General features: G+C 71.4%; 24 protein-coding genes and 1 pseudogene. 12 read left to right on the top strand and 13 right to left on the bottom strand.

Features of this window, described 5'->3' with window-relative positions:
• Positions 1-399 (bottom strand): annotated as a pseudogene (locus tag KPL57_RS17700) (Bax inhibitor-1/YccA family protein); the annotation flags it as partial.
• Entirely contained in the window at positions 363-602 is a 240-nt protein-coding gene (locus KPL57_RS17695; protein WP_226352462.1) for a hypothetical protein, read from the bottom strand. The pseudogene KPL57_RS17700 and the gene KPL57_RS17695, both read right to left, overlap by 37 nt.
• Positions 603-1,266: 664 nt before the next feature.
• Between KPL57_RS17695 and KPL57_RS17690 the strand changes: the two genes are divergently transcribed.
• The gene (locus tag KPL57_RS17690; RefSeq protein WP_020621950.1) at positions 1,267-1,491 is read left to right on the top strand and encodes a hypothetical protein; all 225 of its coding nucleotides are present in this window, start codon (positions 1,267-1,269) and stop codon (positions 1,489-1,491) included.
• 25 nt (positions 1,492-1,516) lie between these two features.
• Here the strand turns inward: KPL57_RS17690 and KPL57_RS17685 are convergent, their stop codons facing one another.
• Entirely contained in the window at positions 1,517-1,735 is a 219-nt protein-coding gene (locus KPL57_RS17685; protein WP_226352458.1) for a hypothetical protein, read from the bottom strand.
• 256 nt (positions 1,736-1,991) lie between these two features.
• Between KPL57_RS17685 and KPL57_RS17680 the strand changes: the two genes are divergently transcribed.
• Complete coding sequence (locus KPL57_RS17680; protein WP_060713255.1) at positions 1,992-2,237, top strand: DUF397 domain-containing protein; 246 nt, start codon at positions 1,992-1,994, stop codon at positions 2,235-2,237.
• Between the two features lie 7 nt (positions 2,238-2,244).
• Here KPL57_RS17680 and KPL57_RS17675 read toward each other — a convergent pair whose 3' ends face one another.
• Positions 2,245-3,294, bottom strand: coding sequence for a nitronate monooxygenase family protein (locus tag KPL57_RS17675; RefSeq protein ID WP_226352457.1), 1,050 nt, complete (start codon positions 3,292-3,294; stop codon positions 2,245-2,247).
• 103 nt (positions 3,295-3,397) lie between these two features.
• Here KPL57_RS17675 and prcB point away from each other — a divergent pair, with 103 nt between their 5' ends.
• A complete protein-coding gene (gene prcB, locus KPL57_RS17670; protein WP_226352456.1) occupies positions 3,398-4,189 on the top strand; it encodes a proteasome subunit beta in 792 nt (263 codons plus the stop codon).
• 10 nt (positions 4,190-4,199) lie between these two features.
• On the opposite strand, the gene KPL57_RS17665 is transcribed toward prcB, so the two are convergent.
• Entirely contained in the window at positions 4,200-4,757 is a 558-nt protein-coding gene (locus KPL57_RS17665) for a GrpB family protein (protein WP_226352455.1), read from the bottom strand.
• A 29-nt stretch (positions 4,758-4,786) separates the two neighbouring features.
• Here KPL57_RS17665 and KPL57_RS17660 point away from each other — a divergent pair, with 29 nt between their 5' ends.
• The gene (locus tag KPL57_RS17660) at positions 4,787-5,140 is read left to right on the top strand and encodes a VOC family protein (protein WP_075308286.1); all 354 of its coding nucleotides are present in this window, start codon (positions 4,787-4,789) and stop codon (positions 5,138-5,140) included.
• 5 nt (positions 5,141-5,145) lie between these two features.
• Here KPL57_RS17660 and KPL57_RS17655 read toward each other — a convergent pair whose 3' ends face one another.
• Entirely contained in the window at positions 5,146-5,352 is a 207-nt protein-coding gene (locus KPL57_RS17655; RefSeq protein ID WP_226352454.1) for a hypothetical protein, read from the bottom strand.
• Positions 5,353-5,435: 83 nt separating this feature from the next.
• Between KPL57_RS17655 and KPL57_RS17650 the strand changes: the two genes are divergently transcribed.
• The 3 genes from KPL57_RS17650 to KPL57_RS17640 all read left to right on the top strand — a co-directional run bounded on the left by KPL57_RS17650 (position 5,436) and on the right by KPL57_RS17640 (position 7,154).
• On the top strand, positions 5,436-6,035 hold the full coding sequence (locus tag KPL57_RS17650; protein WP_226352453.1) for a TetR/AcrR family transcriptional regulator: 600 nt from the start codon (positions 5,436-5,438) through the stop codon (positions 6,033-6,035).
• 8 nt (positions 6,036-6,043) lie between these two features.
• Positions 6,044-6,538, top strand: coding sequence for a hypothetical protein (locus tag KPL57_RS17645; RefSeq protein ID WP_226352452.1), 495 nt, complete (start codon positions 6,044-6,046; stop codon positions 6,536-6,538).
• 82 nt (positions 6,539-6,620) lie between these two features.
• Entirely contained in the window at positions 6,621-7,154 is a 534-nt protein-coding gene (locus KPL57_RS17640) for a putative immunity protein (protein WP_308187989.1), read from the top strand.
• A 29-nt stretch (positions 7,155-7,183) separates the two neighbouring features.
• On the opposite strand, the gene KPL57_RS17635 is transcribed toward KPL57_RS17640, so the two are convergent.
• From KPL57_RS17635 to KPL57_RS17625, 3 genes are all read right to left on the bottom strand, one after another.
• The gene (locus tag KPL57_RS17635) at positions 7,184-7,993 is read right to left on the bottom strand and encodes an alpha/beta fold hydrolase (RefSeq protein WP_226352451.1); all 810 of its coding nucleotides are present in this window, start codon (positions 7,991-7,993) and stop codon (positions 7,184-7,186) included.
• 200 nt (positions 7,994-8,193) lie between these two features.
• Positions 8,194-8,748, bottom strand: a complete 555-nt coding sequence (locus KPL57_RS17630) for a dihydrofolate reductase family protein (RefSeq protein WP_226352450.1) — start codon at positions 8,746-8,748, stop codon at positions 8,194-8,196.
• A 5-nt stretch (positions 8,749-8,753) separates the two neighbouring features.
• Entirely contained in the window at positions 8,754-9,392 is a 639-nt protein-coding gene (locus KPL57_RS17625) for a dihydrofolate reductase family protein (protein ID WP_226352449.1), read from the bottom strand.
• A 355-nt stretch (positions 9,393-9,747) separates the two neighbouring features.
• Here KPL57_RS17625 and KPL57_RS17620 point away from each other — a divergent pair, with 355 nt between their 5' ends.
• The gene (locus KPL57_RS17620) at positions 9,748-10,404 is read left to right on the top strand and encodes a methyltransferase domain-containing protein (protein ID WP_226352448.1); all 657 of its coding nucleotides are present in this window, start codon (positions 9,748-9,750) and stop codon (positions 10,402-10,404) included.
• Between the two features lie 733 nt (positions 10,405-11,137).
• Here the strand turns inward: KPL57_RS17620 and KPL57_RS17615 are convergent.
• Positions 11,138-11,779, bottom strand: a complete 642-nt coding sequence (locus KPL57_RS17615; RefSeq protein WP_226352447.1) for a methylenetetrahydrofolate reductase — start codon at positions 11,777-11,779, stop codon at positions 11,138-11,140.
• 160 nt (positions 11,780-11,939) lie between these two features.
• Here KPL57_RS17615 and KPL57_RS17610 point away from each other — a divergent pair, with 160 nt between their 5' ends.
• Entirely contained in the window at positions 11,940-12,590 is a 651-nt protein-coding gene (locus tag KPL57_RS17610) for a DinB family protein (RefSeq protein ID WP_308252912.1), read from the top strand.
• A gap of 197 nt (positions 12,591-12,787) precedes the next feature.
• Here KPL57_RS17610 and KPL57_RS17605 read toward each other — a convergent pair whose 3' ends face one another.
• Complete coding sequence (locus KPL57_RS17605) at positions 12,788-13,516, bottom strand: phosphotransferase (protein WP_226352446.1); 729 nt, start codon at positions 13,514-13,516, stop codon at positions 12,788-12,790.
• 303 nt (positions 13,517-13,819) lie between these two features.
• On the opposite strand from KPL57_RS17605, the gene KPL57_RS17600 reads away from it, so the two are divergent.
• On the top strand, positions 13,820-13,960 hold the full coding sequence (locus KPL57_RS17600) for a hypothetical protein (RefSeq protein ID WP_226352445.1): 141 nt from the start codon (positions 13,820-13,822) through the stop codon (positions 13,958-13,960).
• 31 nt (positions 13,961-13,991) lie between these two features.
• Here the strand turns inward: KPL57_RS17600 and KPL57_RS17595 are convergent, their stop codons facing one another.
• Positions 13,992-14,636, bottom strand: a complete 645-nt coding sequence (locus tag KPL57_RS17595; protein WP_226352444.1) for a VOC family protein — start codon at positions 14,634-14,636, stop codon at positions 13,992-13,994.
• A 225-nt stretch (positions 14,637-14,861) separates the two neighbouring features.
• Between KPL57_RS17595 and KPL57_RS17590 the strand changes: the two genes are divergently transcribed.
• Positions 14,862-15,743 (top strand): DUF2268 domain-containing protein, encoded by an 882-nt coding sequence (locus KPL57_RS17590; protein ID WP_226352443.1) that lies wholly within the window; start codon positions 14,862-14,864, stop codon positions 15,741-15,743.
• A gap of 135 nt (positions 15,744-15,878) precedes the next feature.
• Positions 15,879-16,643 carry a transposase family protein gene (locus KPL57_RS17585; protein WP_226350834.1) on the top strand — a complete coding sequence of 255 codons (765 nt, stop codon included), beginning with the start codon at positions 15,879-15,881 and terminating at the stop codon, positions 16,641-16,643.
• A gap of 121 nt (positions 16,644-16,764) precedes the next feature.
• Here KPL57_RS17585 and KPL57_RS72260 read toward each other — a convergent pair whose 3' ends face one another.
• On the bottom strand, positions 16,765-17,154 hold the full coding sequence (locus KPL57_RS72260; protein ID WP_226352442.1) for a pyridoxamine 5'-phosphate oxidase family protein: 390 nt from the start codon (positions 17,152-17,154) through the stop codon (positions 16,765-16,767).
• Positions 17,155-18,034: the final 880 nt, after the last annotated feature.

Raw genomic sequence — 18,034 nt, 5'->3', positions numbered from 1 at the left:
GAAGCCGCCCTCCATGAAGAAGCTCGCGACCCAGGTTGGCCAGCATGAGGACGACGACGCCGATCAGGGCGCCCATCATCCACTTGGTGAAGCGCGGCGTGACCCGGACGGCACCGGTCTTGTAGACGACCAGCATGCCGAAGAAGACACCGGCGGTGCCGATGACGGCCTGGATGCCGATCCCCTGCAGGGCCGGGCTCTGCTGCATCATCCCGGTGATGCCGCCGAGGCGACCCCCATCGCGCCGGAGTAGATCAGTGTCAGCGGGGCGCTGGGCTTCTGCTTGAAGATGACGATCAGCGAGACGACCAGGCCGACGAGGAACGCCGGCAGGGCCAGGATGTAGAGCCCCGACATCACGGTCAGGATGCCGGCGACCAGCGCGAGACCCGCGCTGATCGCGGTCTTCTGGACGACGTCGTCGACCGTGATCGGGCGACCCGTCTCCTGCGTGGCTGGGTCGGGTCGACGTAGGACGGCTGGGAGCCGGCCATGGCGGCGCCCCCGCCCATCATGCCGCCACCCGAGCGGTCGAACGTGGCGTAGCCGCCCTGCTGCTGTGTGGGCAGGTTGCGGAACGCCGGGTTGCTCGTGGAGCGCACCTGGATCCTCCTCGACGGACGTGTGCGGGGCCCACCTCTGGCAGGCCCTCACACGTGTGCAACGCCGAGGGAGAGCCGGGGGTTCCCGCTGGTAAAAGAAAATTTACCGCGTCCGGGGGTCCGGCGTCAGTCCTGTCCCCCACAACGGGCGGTGATCACCGCCCCGGAGTCTCACCTGCGGGAACGTCGACGTCACCGGCAGCGGTTCGGCACGCACCGCCGGCATCTCGGGCGTGGTGTCGTCGTGCGGTCGTCCACGGTGCCGAGGGAGTCGACGGTGTCGACGGAGTCGGCACGACCCGTCGGCCAGCGGCGCGTCACCACGCATCTCGGCGCGGATCAACGCCGGCCAGCGCCCGACCGAACCGAGCGCGGCCACCGCGGCGCGGCGTCCCGCCGGGCTGACCAGCACGGCGACCACGACGACCAACGCGACGGCGACGACCACGCCGCTGGAACCCGGAGCGAACACGGGCGTACCTCCTCGCAGAAGCGGGCGCCCGGCCGGGGGCAGCCGGACCCACCCTCGCGTCGTACAACGATCCTGTGGCGGGTCGGTCACGGGCCGTCACCGTGCAGCGGGCGGACCCGGGCGGGCCGCACTACTGTCGGCGCGTTCGCGACGGCGCCTCCGTCGCCCCTCCAGTGAAAGGACGGTCCGGATATGTGGGCCCTGCTCTCCCGGCACCTGCGCGTGTGGCTGCTGCTGGCGGTCGGTGCACCGCTGCTGGCCTGGCTCCTGGGCAAGATCGGCGACGCCGTCGAGCGCCGCCGCGGCCCCAACACCCTGACCAAGCTGATCCGTTCGGGCCGCCGCTACCTGGAGCGGCGCAGCCGGGGACCGCTGCGCCGCCACGAGCAGACCGACCCCGAGCGGCTCGCCCGCTGACGACTCCCGCGCCGGCGCCGCAGGCTCAGGCCGGCAGCAACCGGCGCAGACCCCAGCCGCGCCGGCGGGCGGGGCGCCGCCGCGGTGCCTCGTCCGCCGGGGGCGTCGGGTCGAGCTGTCCGCAGCGGCCGCACGGCACCCCGGCGACGTCGATCAGCGGGGCCGGGGACACCAGGTGGCCGCACAGCGCCGCGTAGCGGCCGGTCCGCACCGAGTGCGGCGCACAGAGTTCTGCGTCGGTCACCTTGTGTGCACGACCGTCGAGAACCGACGTCAGCGTCAGGACATCGGGGCAGCCGGCGTCGTTCGTCCGTCCGGCGGTCACGACGACGCCCACACGACGGCAGATCCGTGCGTCGACCGGCGCATTTCTCTGGCCCCCTCAGCGTGTCAGTTGTTCCATCGTCACGGATCACACTTGCGGATGCAAGATCCCTTCCACAGTCTTTCGACACTCTCCGCAGTCAAACGGACGCCGCGGACACATCCGGAGGTCCCCCATGTCCCACTCGAACGGCACGCGCGCAGCAGATCTCGGCCCGGTGACGTGGCGTCGCCCGGCCGGCGGGGCCGCCGAGGGGCAGAACGTGGAGTTCGCCGTCCTCGACGACGGCCAGGTCGCCGTCCGCAACGCCCGCGACCCCGAGGGCCCGGTCCTCGTCTACACCCCGGCCGAGATCTCCGCGTTCGTCGACGGCGCCAAGAAGGGCGAGTTCGACGACATGGTCGACCCCTTCCGCGACTGAGCCGGGCTCACGGCAGCAGCGGGTCCGCCTCGCGCCACAGCCGGGCGACCACCTCGGACGCGGGGTCGGTCGTCGCGCGTCCGGCGGCCTGGCCCGCCCAGTGGTTCACCCGGTCGACCGCGCCGGGCTCACCCGCGCGGTAGCGGGCCACCAGGCGTCGCTGGTGGGGGTAGGGCGCCGGCGCCGGGGCGCCCGGCACGGTCCAGGCCCGGACGAAGTCGGTGGCGATGCCGCGGGCCAGCCGGCCGGTGTAGGCGCGGGTGGTCGTCGGACCGGTGGGGTCCAGGCCGTCGAGCCGGGCGGACCAGCCGTCGTCGATACCGGCCTCGGGACTGCGCAGCAGTGCCGTCCCCACCTGCACCGCGCTCGCGCCGAGGGTGAGCGCGGCGGCCAGGGCCCGGCCGTCGCCGATCGCCCCGGCGGCGACCACCGGGACATCGACGGCGTCGGCCACCCACGGGACGAGCGCGAGCAGCCCGACCGAGACCGCCTCGGCGTCGGCGGGATCGGTGGTGCCACGGTGCCCGCCCGCCTCCATCCCCTGCGCGACGACGGCGTCGGCCCCCGCCCGCTCCGCCGCGAGGGCCTCGGCGCGGGTCGTGACCGTCGCGAACCAGGCGCAGCCCGCACCGTGCACCGCGGCGACCTGCTCGGCCGTGAGCAGCCCCATGATCGTCGAGACGACGGCCGGCCGGGCCGCCAGGACGGCGGCGAGCTGGTCGGAGAACGCCGGTCCGGGGCCGCCGGGCGGAGCCGGCGCACCGCCCAGGGAGTCGAGATAGGCGGTCTGGAGGCCCACGTCGTCGTCGGTGGGCGGGTCGGGGATCCACAGGTTGAGCTGGAACGGAGCGGTCCCGGCGAGGACGCGGAAGCGGGCGGCCCAGTCGGCGATCGCCTCCGGGGTGTCGTTGACGACGCCCGCCGCACCCATACCGCCCGCCGCGGCCACCGCGGCCGCCAGCTCCGGCGGGCAGGCCCCGGCCATCGGGGCCTCCAGGACCGGGACCCGCAGCCCGTGGCGTGTGCAGAAGGACTCGGCCCGGCTCCGTGCGCTCACCGTCGCGAGTGTGCCACTGCACCGCGGGTGGACCGGGGCGGCGCGGACAGGAAGGATCGGACCCCGACCCCGTCCCGCAGTGCGAAGGAGCCCGCTCCCCCTCATGACCGGACCCTCGTTCCTCGAGCAGCTGCGTGCGCACGCCCCCGAGCTGCTGCCCTCGCGTCTCCCGCGTGACCCCGCCCAGCGGGTCCCCGCCGACATGGACGTCCCGCACGGCACCACGATCATCGCGCTGACCTGGGCCGACGGGGTGCTGCTGGCCGGCGACCGGCGAGCGACCTCCGGCAACCTGATCGCGCAGAAGGACCTGGTGAAGGTCGTCGGCATCGACGACACCTCCGCCGCCGGGTTCGCCGGGTCGGTCGGTCACGCGTTGCAGATGCTGACGATGTTCGCGGCCGAGGTGGAGCAGTACGAGAAGATCGAGGGCGCCCCGATCAGCCAGGACGGCAAGATCCGCAGGCTGTCGAGCATCGTGCGGGAGAACCTGGGCGCGGCGATGCAGGGCTTCGTCGCGCTGCCGCTGTTCGTCGGCTACGACCCGACCGACCCCGACCCGGTCCGCATCGTCACCTACGACCCGACCGGCAGCGTCAAGCGCGCCCGGTCCGGCTACGTCGGCATCGGGTCCGGCTCGCAGTTCGCCGAGGCGTCGCTGAAGAAGCGGCACGACCCGGGCGTCGACCGGGCCGGCGCGATCGCGCTCGCGGTCAACGCGCTGTGGGACGCCGCCGACGACGACACCGCCACCGCGGGGCCCGACCTCACCCGCGCGATCTTCCCGAACCTGATCACGGTGACCGCCGACGGCGTCGAGGAGATCGGCGTCGACGAGGTCCGGGCCGCGACCGAGCGGATGCTCGCCGAGCGGGCGGAGCGCCCCGGCGGCTGAGCCGACCGGGTCAGGGCCGGGGCGGGCCACCGGCCCGGCCGATGATCTCCTCGACGACCGGGCCCTTGGCGTCGGCGTAGAGGTTCATGTCGGCCCACTCTCGACCGGCGAGCCCGCGCTTGTGCGCCTCGTAGCGCGCCCGCTCGTCGTCGTGGGCGCGGAGCCGGTCGCGGAACACCAGGTAGCGGGTGATCTCCGGGCTGCCCCGCGGGTAGCAGTGCAGGTTCACGGGCAGGTCCCCGACGGCGCCGCGCAGGCAGCGGTGCCCGGGCTCGCGCACCCGCAGGTCGTAGCCGTCGGCGAGCAGGTCGGGCAGGTAGGCCGGCTCGTCGTCGGGGTCGTCGAGCGCCACGACGATGTCGATCACGGGCTTCGCCGCGAGCCCGGGCACCGAGGTGGAGCCGATGTGCTCGATGCGGTGCGCACGCTCCCCCAGCGTCGCGCGCAGGCGGGCCGCCGCCGCGTCGAAGGCCGCGGGCCAGGCCGGGTCGGGCTCGGCGAGCTCGACGACGACCGGACGCATCCCGTGCACGAGTGCCCGGTTCAGCTCGTCGTGGCGACTGGTCACGGCGCCGAGCATGCGGGCAGACTGCCTCGGTGTCCACGCTGCGCTCGGTCGCCCCGGTCTTCGCCACCACCGATCTCGACCGGTGGCTGGACCACTACCGGGCGCTCGGGTTCACCGTCGAGCGCTACGACGACGGCTACGGCTTCGCCGCCCTCGGCGGTGTGGAGCTGCACGTCTCGGTGCTGCCCGACCACGACCCGGCCCGCACCGCGGGCTGCGCCTACCTGCACGTCGACGACGCCGACGCACTGCACGCCCGCTGGTCGGCCGTGGCCGGCGGCCGCGAGGTGGCCCCGGTCGACACCCCCTACGGGCTGCGCGAGGGCGCGCACCACGACCCGGACAACAACCTGCTGCGCTACGGCTCGCCGCTGCAGGACTGACGCGCTCAGCCCGCTCTCTCCCGCCGGTCCAGCGCGACGACCACGACCCCGGTGACCACGAGCACGACCGCCGGGTAGGCCCACGGCAGCGCCGGTGCGTCGCCGAGCAGGACCGTCCACAGGCCGATCCCGCCGGTGATCAGGTACTGCAGCAACGGGATCGCTCCGAGGAGCACCCCGAGGATCCCGGCGATGTTCTGTGCTGTCCTCACATGCCCTCCCCTGTAGCAATGCACTCGCATTGCAACAGCCCCACCAGGTCTTGTCAATGCGACCGCATTGCTACGATGGCGTCGTGCCCCGTTCCGTCGACCACGACGCCCGACGCTCCGAGATCGCCGACGCCGTGCTCGCGCTCGTCGCGCGGTCGGGCACCGAGGCGGTCTCGCTGCGCTCGGTCGCAGCCGAGGCGGGCATCTCGATGGGCCGCGTGCAGCACTACTTCGCCAGCAAGGACGCGCTGCTGCTGCACGCCCTGGACCGGTCGCACCGGCAGATGGAGGAACGGATCGAGGCCAGGGCCCGGGCCGTGGGCGGCGGGGAACGGACCGTCCTCGCGACGATCCTCGACGAGCTGCTCGGCGAGCACCCGCGGACCCGCGACGCGCTGCGCATCCACGCCGCCTTCGCCACCCGCGAGGTCGACGAGCGGGCGCGGGCGATCCTCACCGACGGCGACGACGAGATCCGCGCTCTCGCCGTCCGGGTCGTCGCCGACGCCGGATCGGCCGATCCGGACACCGACGCGCACGCGCTGCTCGCCCTGACCTCGGGGCTCAGCACCGAGGTCGCGCTGCACGGCGCTCCCGTCGACCGCGCCCGGCGCACCCTGACCGCGATGCTCGACCGGCTCGCCCCCGCCACGGCGCGCGCACCGGCCGACGACCCGGAATGATCCGAGCGGTGCGACCCTGGTTCCCGCTCCTCGTCGGCTCGGTGTTCTACGCGTTCGCCCTGGTGTGGGCGGCCGGGGAGCTGCCGGAGGACGGGGTGCCGCTGCACTTCGACCCCGCGGGCGTGCCGACCGCGTTCGGCACCCGCGCCGGGTTCCTGGCGCTCGGCACGCTGTTCGGGCTGCTCGTCGCCGGGATCGGGGCGGGGCTCTACCGCCTGGTCACGACGGGGTCGCTGGCGCGGGTGTCGGTGCCGCACCGCGACTACTGGACGGCGCCACAGCGGGTCGGGAGGCTGCGCCACATGCTCGCCGAGGACATGGGACGGACCTTCGGCGGGACGCTGCTGCTGCTCGCCGCCGTCCCGGTGGCGGCGGTGTACGCCACCCGCAGCGACCCGCCGCGGCTGCCGGTCGGGCCGGTCTGGGTGGTGCTCGTCCTGCTGGTCGTCGGGATCGTCGGGTACTGCGTGTACCTGGGGCGTTACCGGTACCGGCCGGTCTGAACGGGCACGCGCCGGCGACGGGCCGCCGCCGGGTGCGCAGGCAGTCCTGGCGCAGACGCGCCCGCTGCGGGAAGGTGCCGGGGTGGCACGGATCGGACCGGGGGACGTCGCCCTCACCATGGCCGACCTGCGGGTCGTGACCCGGTTCGCCGCGGAGTGCGCCGCCGAGGTCCTGCCCCTGTTCGACGCCCCGGACGACACCCGCCCCCGCGCGGCGCTCGACGCGGCACGGGCCTTCGTCGACGGCGCCGAGCGGTCCCGGCTGCAGCGGGTGACCGCCGTCGACGCGGCGCGGGCGGCGAAGGACGCCCGCACCCCGGCCGGCAGGCACGCCGCGCTGGCCGCCGCCGACGCCGCCGCGTCCGCCTACCTGCACCCACTGGCGAAGGCCACCCAGGTCGGCCACATCCTGCGGGCGGCCGCGCACGCCGCCCACGCCGTCGAGCTGGCCGACGGCGACGCTCCCCGCAGCGGGGATGCGCAGCTCGACCGGGCCCGGCGGCGCGCCACCCCGGAGCTGGTCGACGTCCTGCGCCGCTACCCGCGCGCGGCTCCCGGTCGCAGCCGGGTCGCCGCGCTGACGACCGCACTGGACGACGCGCTGCGCGACCGATGAGTCCGGGGCCCCACGGCGACGCCTGACGATCACGCCCCGCGGGCCACCCCCGCGAGCACCGCCTTCGCGAACGCCTCCGGCTGCTCGATGTGCAGAAGGTGCCCGGCGCCGTCGACGATCTCGGTCTGCAGTCCGGGGACGACCGCGGCGACGCGCCGGTGCAGGGCGGCGTACCACCCGATGCTCCGCCCGCCGAGCAACCAGGTCACCGGGACCGGGATCCGGGCGAGCCGTGCGGTCGGGACGTGCTCCATCATCAGCCCGTAGGGGTGGACGCCCAGCTCGGCGAGGACGCTCGGCGCGTTCGCGTACAGCTCCCCCTTCGCCTCGGGCGGGAGCGGGTCGAAGCCGTTGCCGCCGTCGGCCCAGCCCGCCGCCCAGCGGAAGAAGGCCGCCGCCGCCTCCGGTCGACGTCCGCGGGCCTGGTCGACCTTCGCGCGGGCGAGCGCCGCGAGCAGCGACGGCGTCGCCCCGCGCAGCCCGTGCCATGGCGCCTCGGCGACCACCAGCGACCGGAACAGCTCGGGCCGCTCCACGGCACAGGCGAGCGCGGTGTTGCCACCGGAGCTCCAGCCGAGCACGTGCACGGGCGCGCCGACGTGCTCGATCACCGCGGCCAGGTCGGCGACGTGGACGCGGTAGTCGCGCACCGGCGGGTGGGTCGAGCGGCCGTAACCGCGACGGTCGTAGGCGAGGACCCGGTGGCCGCCCGCGGCGAGGTCGTGCACCGTCCCGCCCCAGGACGACGCCTGCGCCCCTGTCCCGTGCACGAGCACGAGTGGCGCGCCGCTGCCGTACTCGTCGCAGGCCAGGGTCGTGCCGTGCACCGGGATCCGCATCGTCGCGCCCTCCGTCGTCCATCCGCCGCGGAAACACTACAGACAACCGACGTGGCGTCGCGTATCTGTCGACGACAGGTCCGAGTGCGGATCTCCGGCGTCCGGATCAGGGCATCCGGTCGGCGATCGCCACGAGCCGGATCCGCGCGACGGCGTCCGGCCGCCCGGCGACCACGCCCGGGGTCGCGCGCCGACCGGGGTCAGCGGACGCGCTCGTAGCGCAGGTGCACGGTCCCGCCGTCGAACACGCGTTGCTCGACCAGCCGCAGCCGCAGGTCCGCACCGGGCGGGAGGAACGGCTTCCCGCCGCCGAGGACGACCGGCACCACCCGCGGGCGGAACTCGTCGATCAGGTCCAGCAACGACGCCGCCAGCCCCGGCCCGCCGACGGCCAGCTCGCCGTCGCTCTCCGCCTTCAGCCGGGACACCTCGTCCAGCGCGCCGGCTCGGCGGACGAGGCGGCACCCGGGCGCGACCGAGGTCAGCGAGTCGGAGAACACGACCCGCGGGATGGCGGTGTAGAGCTGGGCGAACTCCGCCTCCACCGGATGCCCGTCGGCCCGCTCGGGGGCGGTCCAGAAGTCCTCCATGATCTCGTAGAGCCCACGGCCGAACAGGAACACCGACGTCGCGCGGGTCTGGTCGTTGGACAGGCGGTGCACCTCCTCGTCGGGGTCGCCGAAGGCGATGCTGCCCATGGGGTCCTCGACGAAGCCGTCGAGGGACATGCTCATGGAGTAGGTGACCAGGCCCATGGGTGTCAGCCCTTCCGGTTCCAGAACTGGTGGATGCGCCCGCTCGGCGAGGCGACCGACTCGACGGTGAACCGGTCCTCGACACCGATCAGCCCCTCCCACGGGGACACCCCACGGCCGAGGACGATCGGCAGGATCACCACGTGCATGACGTCGACCAGGTCGGCGTCGAGGAACTGCCGGATCGTCGAGGGTCCCCCGCCGAGCCGGACGTCCAGCTCGCCCGCGGCCGCACGCGCGACCGTCAGCACCTCCTGCGCAGACCCGTCGACGAAGTGGAAGCTCGTGCCGTTCACGAACTCGATCGACGGCCGCGGATGGTGGGTCATCACGAACACCGGGGTGTGGAACGGGGGCTCGTCGTCCCACCAGCCCTGCCAGCCGTCGTCGGTCCAGGGGCCGGTCTGCGGGCCGAACTTGCGCCGCCCCATGATCTCGGCGCCGATCCCCTGGGCCCACGTGCTGGTCAGGGCGCGGTCCAGGGTGACGGGGGCGTCCACACCGCCGATCCCGTGGATGAACCGCCCGTCGAAGCCGGCGAAGAGCGCCCCGGCGTCGCCGATCGGGGCGTCGAGGCTCACGTGGTGGCCGGCGGCGTAGCCGTCGAGGGAGACGAACAGGTTGTGCACCCGGGTGCGGGACATGGGGGCTCCTCGGTGGACGTGGCTCAGATGGTCGACCGGCGGGGGCGGCGGAACTCATCGGGCGACGCGGGTCCGGCTGCCTGCCGGCGTCGCCCTCCCGAACCCTCGCGACGACGCGGACCGCCGAGTGCCGGATCCACACTGGCGACATCGCGAACGTCCTGGGCACGACCATGCACGGCGGCGACCGGATGACGCGCCCCTTCCCCGTCGACGCCGTCAGCGCGATGCTGGACCCGATCACACGGGAGGCGGTCGGCGATGAGCACGGACCCCTACGCCAATCTCGGGACCGGCTACTCCCTGCAGCGTCGCACCGACCCGCACATCGACCGCCGTATCCGGGAGGCGTTGCGTGGGTGCGGTCGTGTCGTCGACGTCGGGCGCCGGTTCCTACGAGCAACCCGGCACCGTGCTGGCGATCGACCCGTCCGCCACGATGCTCGCCCAGCGACCCGCCGGCGCCGCGACCGCGGTGCTCGCGGCGGCCGAGGCCCTGCCCCTCCGGGACGACGCGGCCGACGCGGCGCTGGCGGTACTCACCACCCACCACTGGCGGGACCCGGCGGCAGGCGTCGCCGAGCTCGTCCGCATCGCGCGGCGGCAGGTCGTCCTGACCTGGGACCCGGTGCTGTTCGCACGCACCTTCTGGCTGGTGGCGGAGTACCTCCCCGAGATCGGTCACCGGGAACGGCACCTGGCCTGCCTGGACACGGTCACCCGGCTTCTCCGGCGGCACGGCACCACGATCGAGATCGTTCCCGTCCCGGTGCCCGCCGACTGCGTCGACGGTCTGCTCGCCGCGCACTGGAAGCGTCCGCGCGCGTACCTCGACCCTGCAGTCCGCGCAGCGGCCTCGGGACTTGCCGGCCTCCCCCTCGACGTCGTCGGGCCCGCGATGGCCCGACTCGCCGACAACCTCGACACGGGACGGTGGCAGGAACGCCACACCGACCTCGACGGGCTGGAGCACCTCGACGTGGGCTACCGGCTCGTCGTCTCGTCCCGCTGAGCGGGCAGCCGGGCCCTGCCGACGCTTCTGTGTCCCGGCGCCCGAGCCCGACCGGCCTACCGGACCGCCGGGGTGACACCGACCTGTCCGTCCTGGGCCGGCGTCGCCGACCGGAGCAGGACATCGCCGACGCGGTCACGTACAAGCCGGGCCGCTCCGGAGCTCACATCCGAGCGACGCTGCGACGTACTGCTACCGGGCGGTCCCCGGTACAGCCACCGGGTGATGGTCACCTCGAAGAGGGCACGAGGTCCTGTGCCGTCGTCGACCTCGACGTCCCACTCGTACCTCCGGTCGAACAACGCGACGACGCCGGCCGGGAAACCGCGCGTCGGGGACGTCGGGCCGTCGCATCCAGCTCGTCCATCCCCGGAGTATCGCGACAGCAGGCACCGACCGGTCCCCCGGCGTGGATCGCGGCCGGGGCGCTCGGGACACGCTCGTCGTGGTGACCGGGGCCGGCGTGGCGCAGCCACCGCGTGGCGACGCCGCAGGCCGGGCGGCCGCCGCGGCGATCTACCACCTGACCAACGACGGATTCAGCCTGACGATCCCCGAGCAGCACCCCGTGTGGTGTGCGGATCTACACGACCCGCCGCTTCGGGTGTCCGCGGTCCAGCCGGGGAACTGGTCCGGCCCGGTCGGCAGCACGCTCGGCCAGCAGCCGTTCCTGGACGGCCAGACCGTGCGCGAGGAACAGCCCGACTCACGGGGCTTCGTCACGCTCGGCCGGTCACCGTCGCTCGCGCTCCAGGCGGGCGGCCACCTCACGGAACCGGCTGACCGGGACGAGATGCACCCCGGCGAAGGCTCCCGTGTCGCGCAGGGCCCGGATCTGCTCACACGCCGCGTCGACCCCCGCGGCCTGCTCGTCCGAGACCCGGTGGACGAGCTCGTCGGGAATGTCGATGTCCGGGATCGACGCCCGCAGCCTGGTCGCCATTCCGGCGCTCGCGAGGACCATCACACCGGCGTAGACGGGCAGGTCCGTCGGGTTGGCCTCGCGCCACCGCAGGAACGCCTCCACCGAGTAGCCGACCTGGACGAACACGAAGTCGGCCGTCTGCTTCCAGGCCGCCATCCGACGACGGTGGCCGGCCGTCACGCCGAGGCGGAAGGGCGCGACCCCCGCGAACGCATCCTGACCGGTCGCCGCACGCGCTTCCTCGATCATGGTCCGCACGGTCAGCTCGCCGGTGCGATCTCCGACCGACGGCTTGTCCCCCTGGACGAACAGGAACTGGTCCACGCCGTAGGCGGCGGCGGTCAGGAGATCCCGGCGGAAGCCCAACAGGTTGCGGTCACGGGAGTTCACGCAGGCGATGCTGGCCCCGCCCATCGCCCGGACCTCGTTGGCCACCGCGATGCTGGACACCGTGCCCGTCCGATGTGGTTGTCGGGGATCAGGAACGCATCCGACACCGGAGTCAGGACGCCGATCTGGTGGCGGGCGTGCGTCAGGTCGGGCCTGGTCGGCGGCTCGATCTCGCAGATGATGCGGAATCCGTCGGTCACGGTCCGAGGGTAGAGACCCTGTGGCCGGAACCGGCCGGGTCGAGGCACAGCGGGCCAAGCTGTCGGTGGCCCCTGTCAGCATCCCGAGCATGAGCAGCCCGAAGGACGATCTGGTCCGCTACCTCGACGAGGCGCGCAATGCCGTCGTGTGGAAGGTCGACGGGCTCGACGAGTACACCGCTCGCCGGCCGGCGACCGACACCGGCACCAATCTTCTCGGTCTGGTGAAGCACCTGACCAGCTGCGAGCTGACCTACTTCGCCCAGACCTTCGACCGCCCGACCAGGGACCTCGCCTACCTCGACACCTTCGCCCCGTGGGAGAACGAGGACATGTGGGCCCGGGCGGACGAGGACCGGGCAGACCTGGTCGAGCGCTACCGCCGCGTCTGTGCGCACTCGAACGACGTCGTCACCGAGCTGTCGCTGGACGACACGGGGCGTGTCCTTCACTGGCCCGAGGACCTGGCAACCGTGACGCTCCACCACATCCTCATCCGGATGATCGCGGAGACCAACCGTCATGCGGGCCAGGCGGACGTCATCCGTGAGGGCTTCGACGGCGCGACCGGGCATCAGGAAGGTTCGTCGTCGCTGCCTCCCGGGGACCGTGTGTGGTGGGAGCAGTACGTCAGCCGGATCGAGTCGGCGGCGCGGCAGGCTTCGCGGTAGTGGTCGCCGTCCAGCCTCGAGAAGTTGGCAACCCCCGCCAAACCCGCGGATCGCAGCGAGGTGATGGCAACAGAACGTCGAGCCCGGTTCGGGCTGGGAATGTCCGTCAGCGTGATCGGGGTCGCTGACGATCGATTCCGGCCCTCGTCGCGTCGCTTCTGTCCCGGATTCGTCGGATCGCGACGGATCCAGGAGGTCTAGCTGAGCTTCTGACGAAGTCGATCGAGGCGTCGGCGGGCGTAGGCGGGTTCACTGGCCCATCCGCAGGCAGCCTCCCACGCGTCGATCGCGTTGCTCGCGATGGCGGCACGGTGACCTCGCAGTGGCCCTCCGGGGATCTCGGCCAGGTCGAGGTCGGGGTGATCGACCCGCGATTCGTCCCAGTCGAGGAAGCCGACACGGCCGCCAGTCATCCGGACGTTGCCGGGGCCGGGGTCCCCGTGGATGACGCAGTCCGGGCCGGCCGAGAGTGCTACCCAGGCCTGCCGGCAGAGGTGGACGGCGTGATCGGGCATGGCCTCAAGGTCGACGTCTCCTCCGCGTGACTCTAGCTGGAGTTCCCGGGTCGACCGGAAGCCGGGGCGCTGGTTCGCCCACCCCGCAGTCAGTCGGTGCAGCCGCTCCAGCTCGGAAGCGACAAGGGCCCAGTCACCGTCCAGGGGCTCCCGCCCGTGCAGCCAGGTTTGCACTATCACGCCGCCCGCCGAGCGTCGGCCGTCCGCTGTGGGGACGGTGTGCGGCACGACGAACCCGTGGTGTTCCAGGAACTCCAGTAGATCGAGTTCCCAGTCCAGGGCCGGCGCTGTTCGCCTGGTGCGCCGCGCGACCAGGCGGTCCCGACCGCGCACCTCGTAGACATCGTTCCGATGGCCACCACCGAGTGGTGCAGTCACGCTGAGACCGGGCCACGGGCTGAGGTCGATCACGGCGCCAGCCTGCCGGACAGCAGGAGAACATGCCCCCTCACGACCGGCCCTTGGCTGCCGGAGCGCTCGACGACGGCGCCGGTGCCCGAGACGGGCGTCGTCACTGGAAGCGGTGCACCTCGGGTTTCCAAGCGGTGTCGAGTCCGGGCGGAGCCGTGCTTGTTCATCGCGACCGTGGCCAGGCAAGCTCTTATCTCGTAACCGCGTACGACATCGAGGTCTTCCCGATCGAACCGACTCGCTGGATCGCGGTCATCGAGGGTCCCCTCGGCACGTTCTCGACCGAGACCACGGCACCCCGAGTTGATCGTCGACGAGGTACTCAGCTCGATCCTGGAGATCTTCGATGACCCGACCCCGACGCTGCGCCTGGTCGACGAGAACGAGCGTCCATGGGCTGTCGAGGGCGCTGCCGCTCAGCTCGCCGAGCTCGATGGGCAATGAACGTCGGCGACGGGAGCTCCATCGGGAAGGCTCACTCTCGGCCCATTTCGGTACAGATGCAGACAGCGTTGTCGTCGGGATCTGCGAGCACGACGAAGGCCGGAGAACGACCGTCGTCGACAATGCGTCCACCCGCCGCCATCGCCGCAGCGATCCGCTCCTCGGCGACCTCCGGAGGGACGGTGACGTCGAGATGGAAGCGCTGCCGATCGCGGGCAGGCGAGTCCGTTGCCTGGAACCACAACGACGGGAACTCCTGGGCGGGATCGACAACGTCACCTCCCCCGTCGCGCCTGGAAAGAACCGCGGCCCAGAACGGTCGCACCGAGTCGGCGACGGGAGTGTCCAAAGCCAACTCCACCACCTGCACACGCTGTGGGCGCGCTACCAGACACCGGTCACGAGCGAGGAGACTGATCGACTCGGCCAGGAGGACGTCCTGCTGGGTGACCCCACCCACGTCGGTCGTGCGCAGCGCGATTCGGACGTGTCCGACACGCAGGTCCACATTGAGATGGTCATCGTCCGCACCGGCGGCCTGCGCAACCGCATCGATGAACGCTGCCCCGGCGCCGAACGAACGAGTGTCGAAGCGGGCGTGCAGCGCTCCCAGCAGCCACCGCCAGTCCGTCAGGTCGACCTCACGAACACCGAGACGGGCAGCCACCTCTTCCACAGGTCAACGGTAGGCGACCGAGTCGCGTACGTGCCACGCGCGCAAGCGGGTGGCGGTTCTACAGAGAGCTGCCAGACCGGCTCTGACCTGCGAGGCAGCCAGTACCCCACCCGCGGCCGCGTATCGCCCGTGAGCTGTGCCGAAAAGAGGTTCCTCCCCCATACGTCCGGTCTGCTGGTGATCTCATTTGCACCTCCACCCACTGGAGACAGCAGGGTCGGGCCCATGACTTTCACTGTGCTGAACACCGGGCCGGCGATGCGGGAGATCCTGCAGGCGGCCGAGCCGGACAGAGCCGAGCTGCTGCGTAGGGCGCTGGAACCGGCGGCCGGGATGTACAGCTATTTCCCCGGGAAGCCCGATCTGGTTCACATGCACACGATGGGCTCCGGCTTCCCCCTTGACCGCGATATCGACCTTTCCCTGGAAGGGCTTCGACGGCTGGAGGAAGCACGGGCCTGGGAGCGGATCGGCGAGGCCCTGCGAGAGGCGACCAAGGTTCTGGAGCGGGCCAACCCCGGGGTCCAGGTTCCCGACGCGACGGTGCTCCTGGTCGTGGGCGACCCGACTAACGAGTTCTTCCAGACCACCAGCTTGGGGATGAACGCGAACGGTTCGGTACCCGGCTACATCTACCTCAACGTCTGGCCGTCACTGGAGAACCTGGCCCGCCTGGAGGCCACCGCCGTGCACGAGTTGCACCACAATGTCCGGTACGCACCCGGCAACGTCGTGTGGGACCCGGCCACGGTCACCGTCGGCGAGTACGTGGTCTCCGAGGGCCTGGCGGACGCCTTCGCACGCGAGCTCTACGGCGAGGAACACGGCCGGACCCGGATCGGGGTGGCCGCGCTTGACGACGATGAGGCGATCGGTCGAGTTCTCACCGGGCTCGATGTCACCGGGATGCAGAACTTCACTGCCTGGGTGCTCGGGGATGCGCACGCAAAGAGATTCGGCGGTGAGCCGGTCGGGCTTCCGACGGGTGCAGGCTACGCAGCTGGGAACAAGCTCGTGGACGCCTATCTCGCGCAGACCGGTCGAGCGGCGTCGGAATGCCTGGTGACACCGGCTGCGGACGTCATCGCAGCAACGGGCGCGCTGTAGGAATCTGAAGCCTCTCGAGGCTTATTCAGGGCCCGTGAAATAACGATCTAGCCCGGCGTGTCGGGTTGGGCGACAGCCCGTCCATCGCGAAGATTGGTTTGTCGAATCAATCCGAGATGAATGGGCTGTCGCAGTATGTACTATACCACTGGCTTTCGGCGTGATGAGATTCAGGATCTTGCCGCTCTGGTGCATGAGCAGGATCAGCGGAACGCGACTGGCCTGCGACGGCCTTGGCCGCCGATTCTGGGATTGTTCTGGTCGGTGGTGATCACGTTGGCGTATCTGCGCGGGAATCGTGTGCAGTGGGAGTTGGCGGAAACCTACGGGGTGTCGCAGTCGACGGTCAGTCGAGCGATCGCGGGGGTGACACCGTTGCTGGCGCAGGCGCTGCGGAGTGTAGTTCCGACTGCGGAGGAGCTTCGTGCCGATCGGCAGTACATCATCGACGGAACCCTGCTGCCCTGCTGGTCATGGACCGCCGTACCAGGTCTGTGGTCGGGCAAGCATCGCACCACCGGCGTCGTCGTCCAGGTCGCAGCCACCCTGGAAGGGCAGCTGTCGTGGATCTCCGACCCGACCCCAGGCTCCCGACACGACCTACATTGCCTCGACCAATCCGGCGCCCTCGACCACCTCGCCACATACCCACCGATCGGCGATAAAGGCTACATCGGGCGCGGCATGCTCACCCCGTTCAAAAAACAACCCGGCCGGGAACTTCTCGACTGGCAGAAAACATTCAACAAGAGCCTCAACCGCACACGCGCCACCATCGAGCGAGTCATCGCCCATATCAAGTCGTGGAAAGTTCTCCACACAGACTACCGCCGACCCTACGCCACATTTAAAACGACGATCTCGGCAGTCATCGGACTCATCTTCTACGCACTTACCTGACGGAGCCTGAATAAGCCTCCTCGTTCACGCTTTCCTTCCGGGACCCTTCTAAGGGGAACCGCGCGCCCGCTGGTACCTGGGCATTAGTCGATCGAGGCTTCGACGCGTATTCGGTGCAGCCCTACTGAGCCGTCCCCCATAAAAGCCACCGAGTGGTCGTCACCTTGATGAGAGCGCGAGGACCTGAGCCGTCATCCGCCTCTACATCCCATCGGTACTTCTCACCGAACATCGCGACGACCTCAGGAGGGAACTCCGCGGCCACGACGGATGCGTCGCCCTCAGCCACGACAGGAGCGCGACCGCCGTCGAGGGCCACCGCGACGGCCGAGTGCACCCGGCAGTTCCGGGCTTTGGCCGACCCTGCGCGGCAACCGATCCACCAGACTCCGCCGTCGAAGATGAACCAGACCGGGGTGACATGAGGGGTCCGATCGGAGCGCACAGTCGTCAGCCACGCAATCTCAGCGTCGCGCAGTCGACGTCGCACCAACGCGTCGATGTCATCCATCGGACGAGTATTCCGTTACCGGGCCGACGGATTCACAGTCCGCTGACGAAAATCCCCCTGAACTGCGATTTCGTTGTCCGTGTGCCATCCACGTCCGAGTATCGTCCGCATCGGGTCGCAACACCTGCTCGACCGAGAAGGATGCGGGACTCGGTCCCGAGCGCAAGAGGAGGCGATCATGTCGCCCGACAGCGCAGACGAAGACACGCCGGCGCCCCGTCCATCCCCGGCGTCTCGATCGAGGAGCTGGCCCGACGCAAGGCGTGCACCCCGTTGAGTCCCTCGATGACATGGCCCGCGACGTGTTCGCCTCCGACGACGACCTCGACGAGTTCCTCACCTTCGTCCACACCGACCGACAAACGGGGCTCGGGTAACCGATGCGGCCCGTCGTTCTGGGCACCGACGTCGCCTCCCGAGCCATCAAGAACCGGCTCGCCGGACCAGTGGACACCAAGCTGATCGGGGCCACGTGGTGCGTCACCTTCGTGACCGGCGCCAAGCTGTGGCAGCGGGCCGAGATCCGACGCTGGGGTAGCCGGACCCACGACCAGCTCGACGACTGGCTCGCCCACGTCGTCGTCTTGGACTCCCACGAGACGGTCTCCCGGTCCGGGAGCGGATCAACGCTGCCGCGCGGCTCCGCGGACGCGCACGCCCGGCGACGACTCATGGATCGCCGCCACCTGCATCGCGAACGACGTCCCGCTCGCGACGCTGAACACCAGAGACTTCGCCGACGTCGCCGGACACGACGGTCTCGTCCTGCTGCCGTCCTGACCGCTTTCTCCACGTCCGGTCCCGCTGGGATCTTCTCGCGACGTGGGCTCGTCCCTGCCAGACCGGCTGCCGTCTCGGCGCGCCGCGAGGAGTTCACCAG

The organism is Pseudonocardia sp. ICBG601 (genome assembly GCF_020496245.1).
The sequence above is the reverse complement of the archived record's forward strand: the minus strand, read 5'-3'. Positions and strand labels throughout refer to the sequence as shown.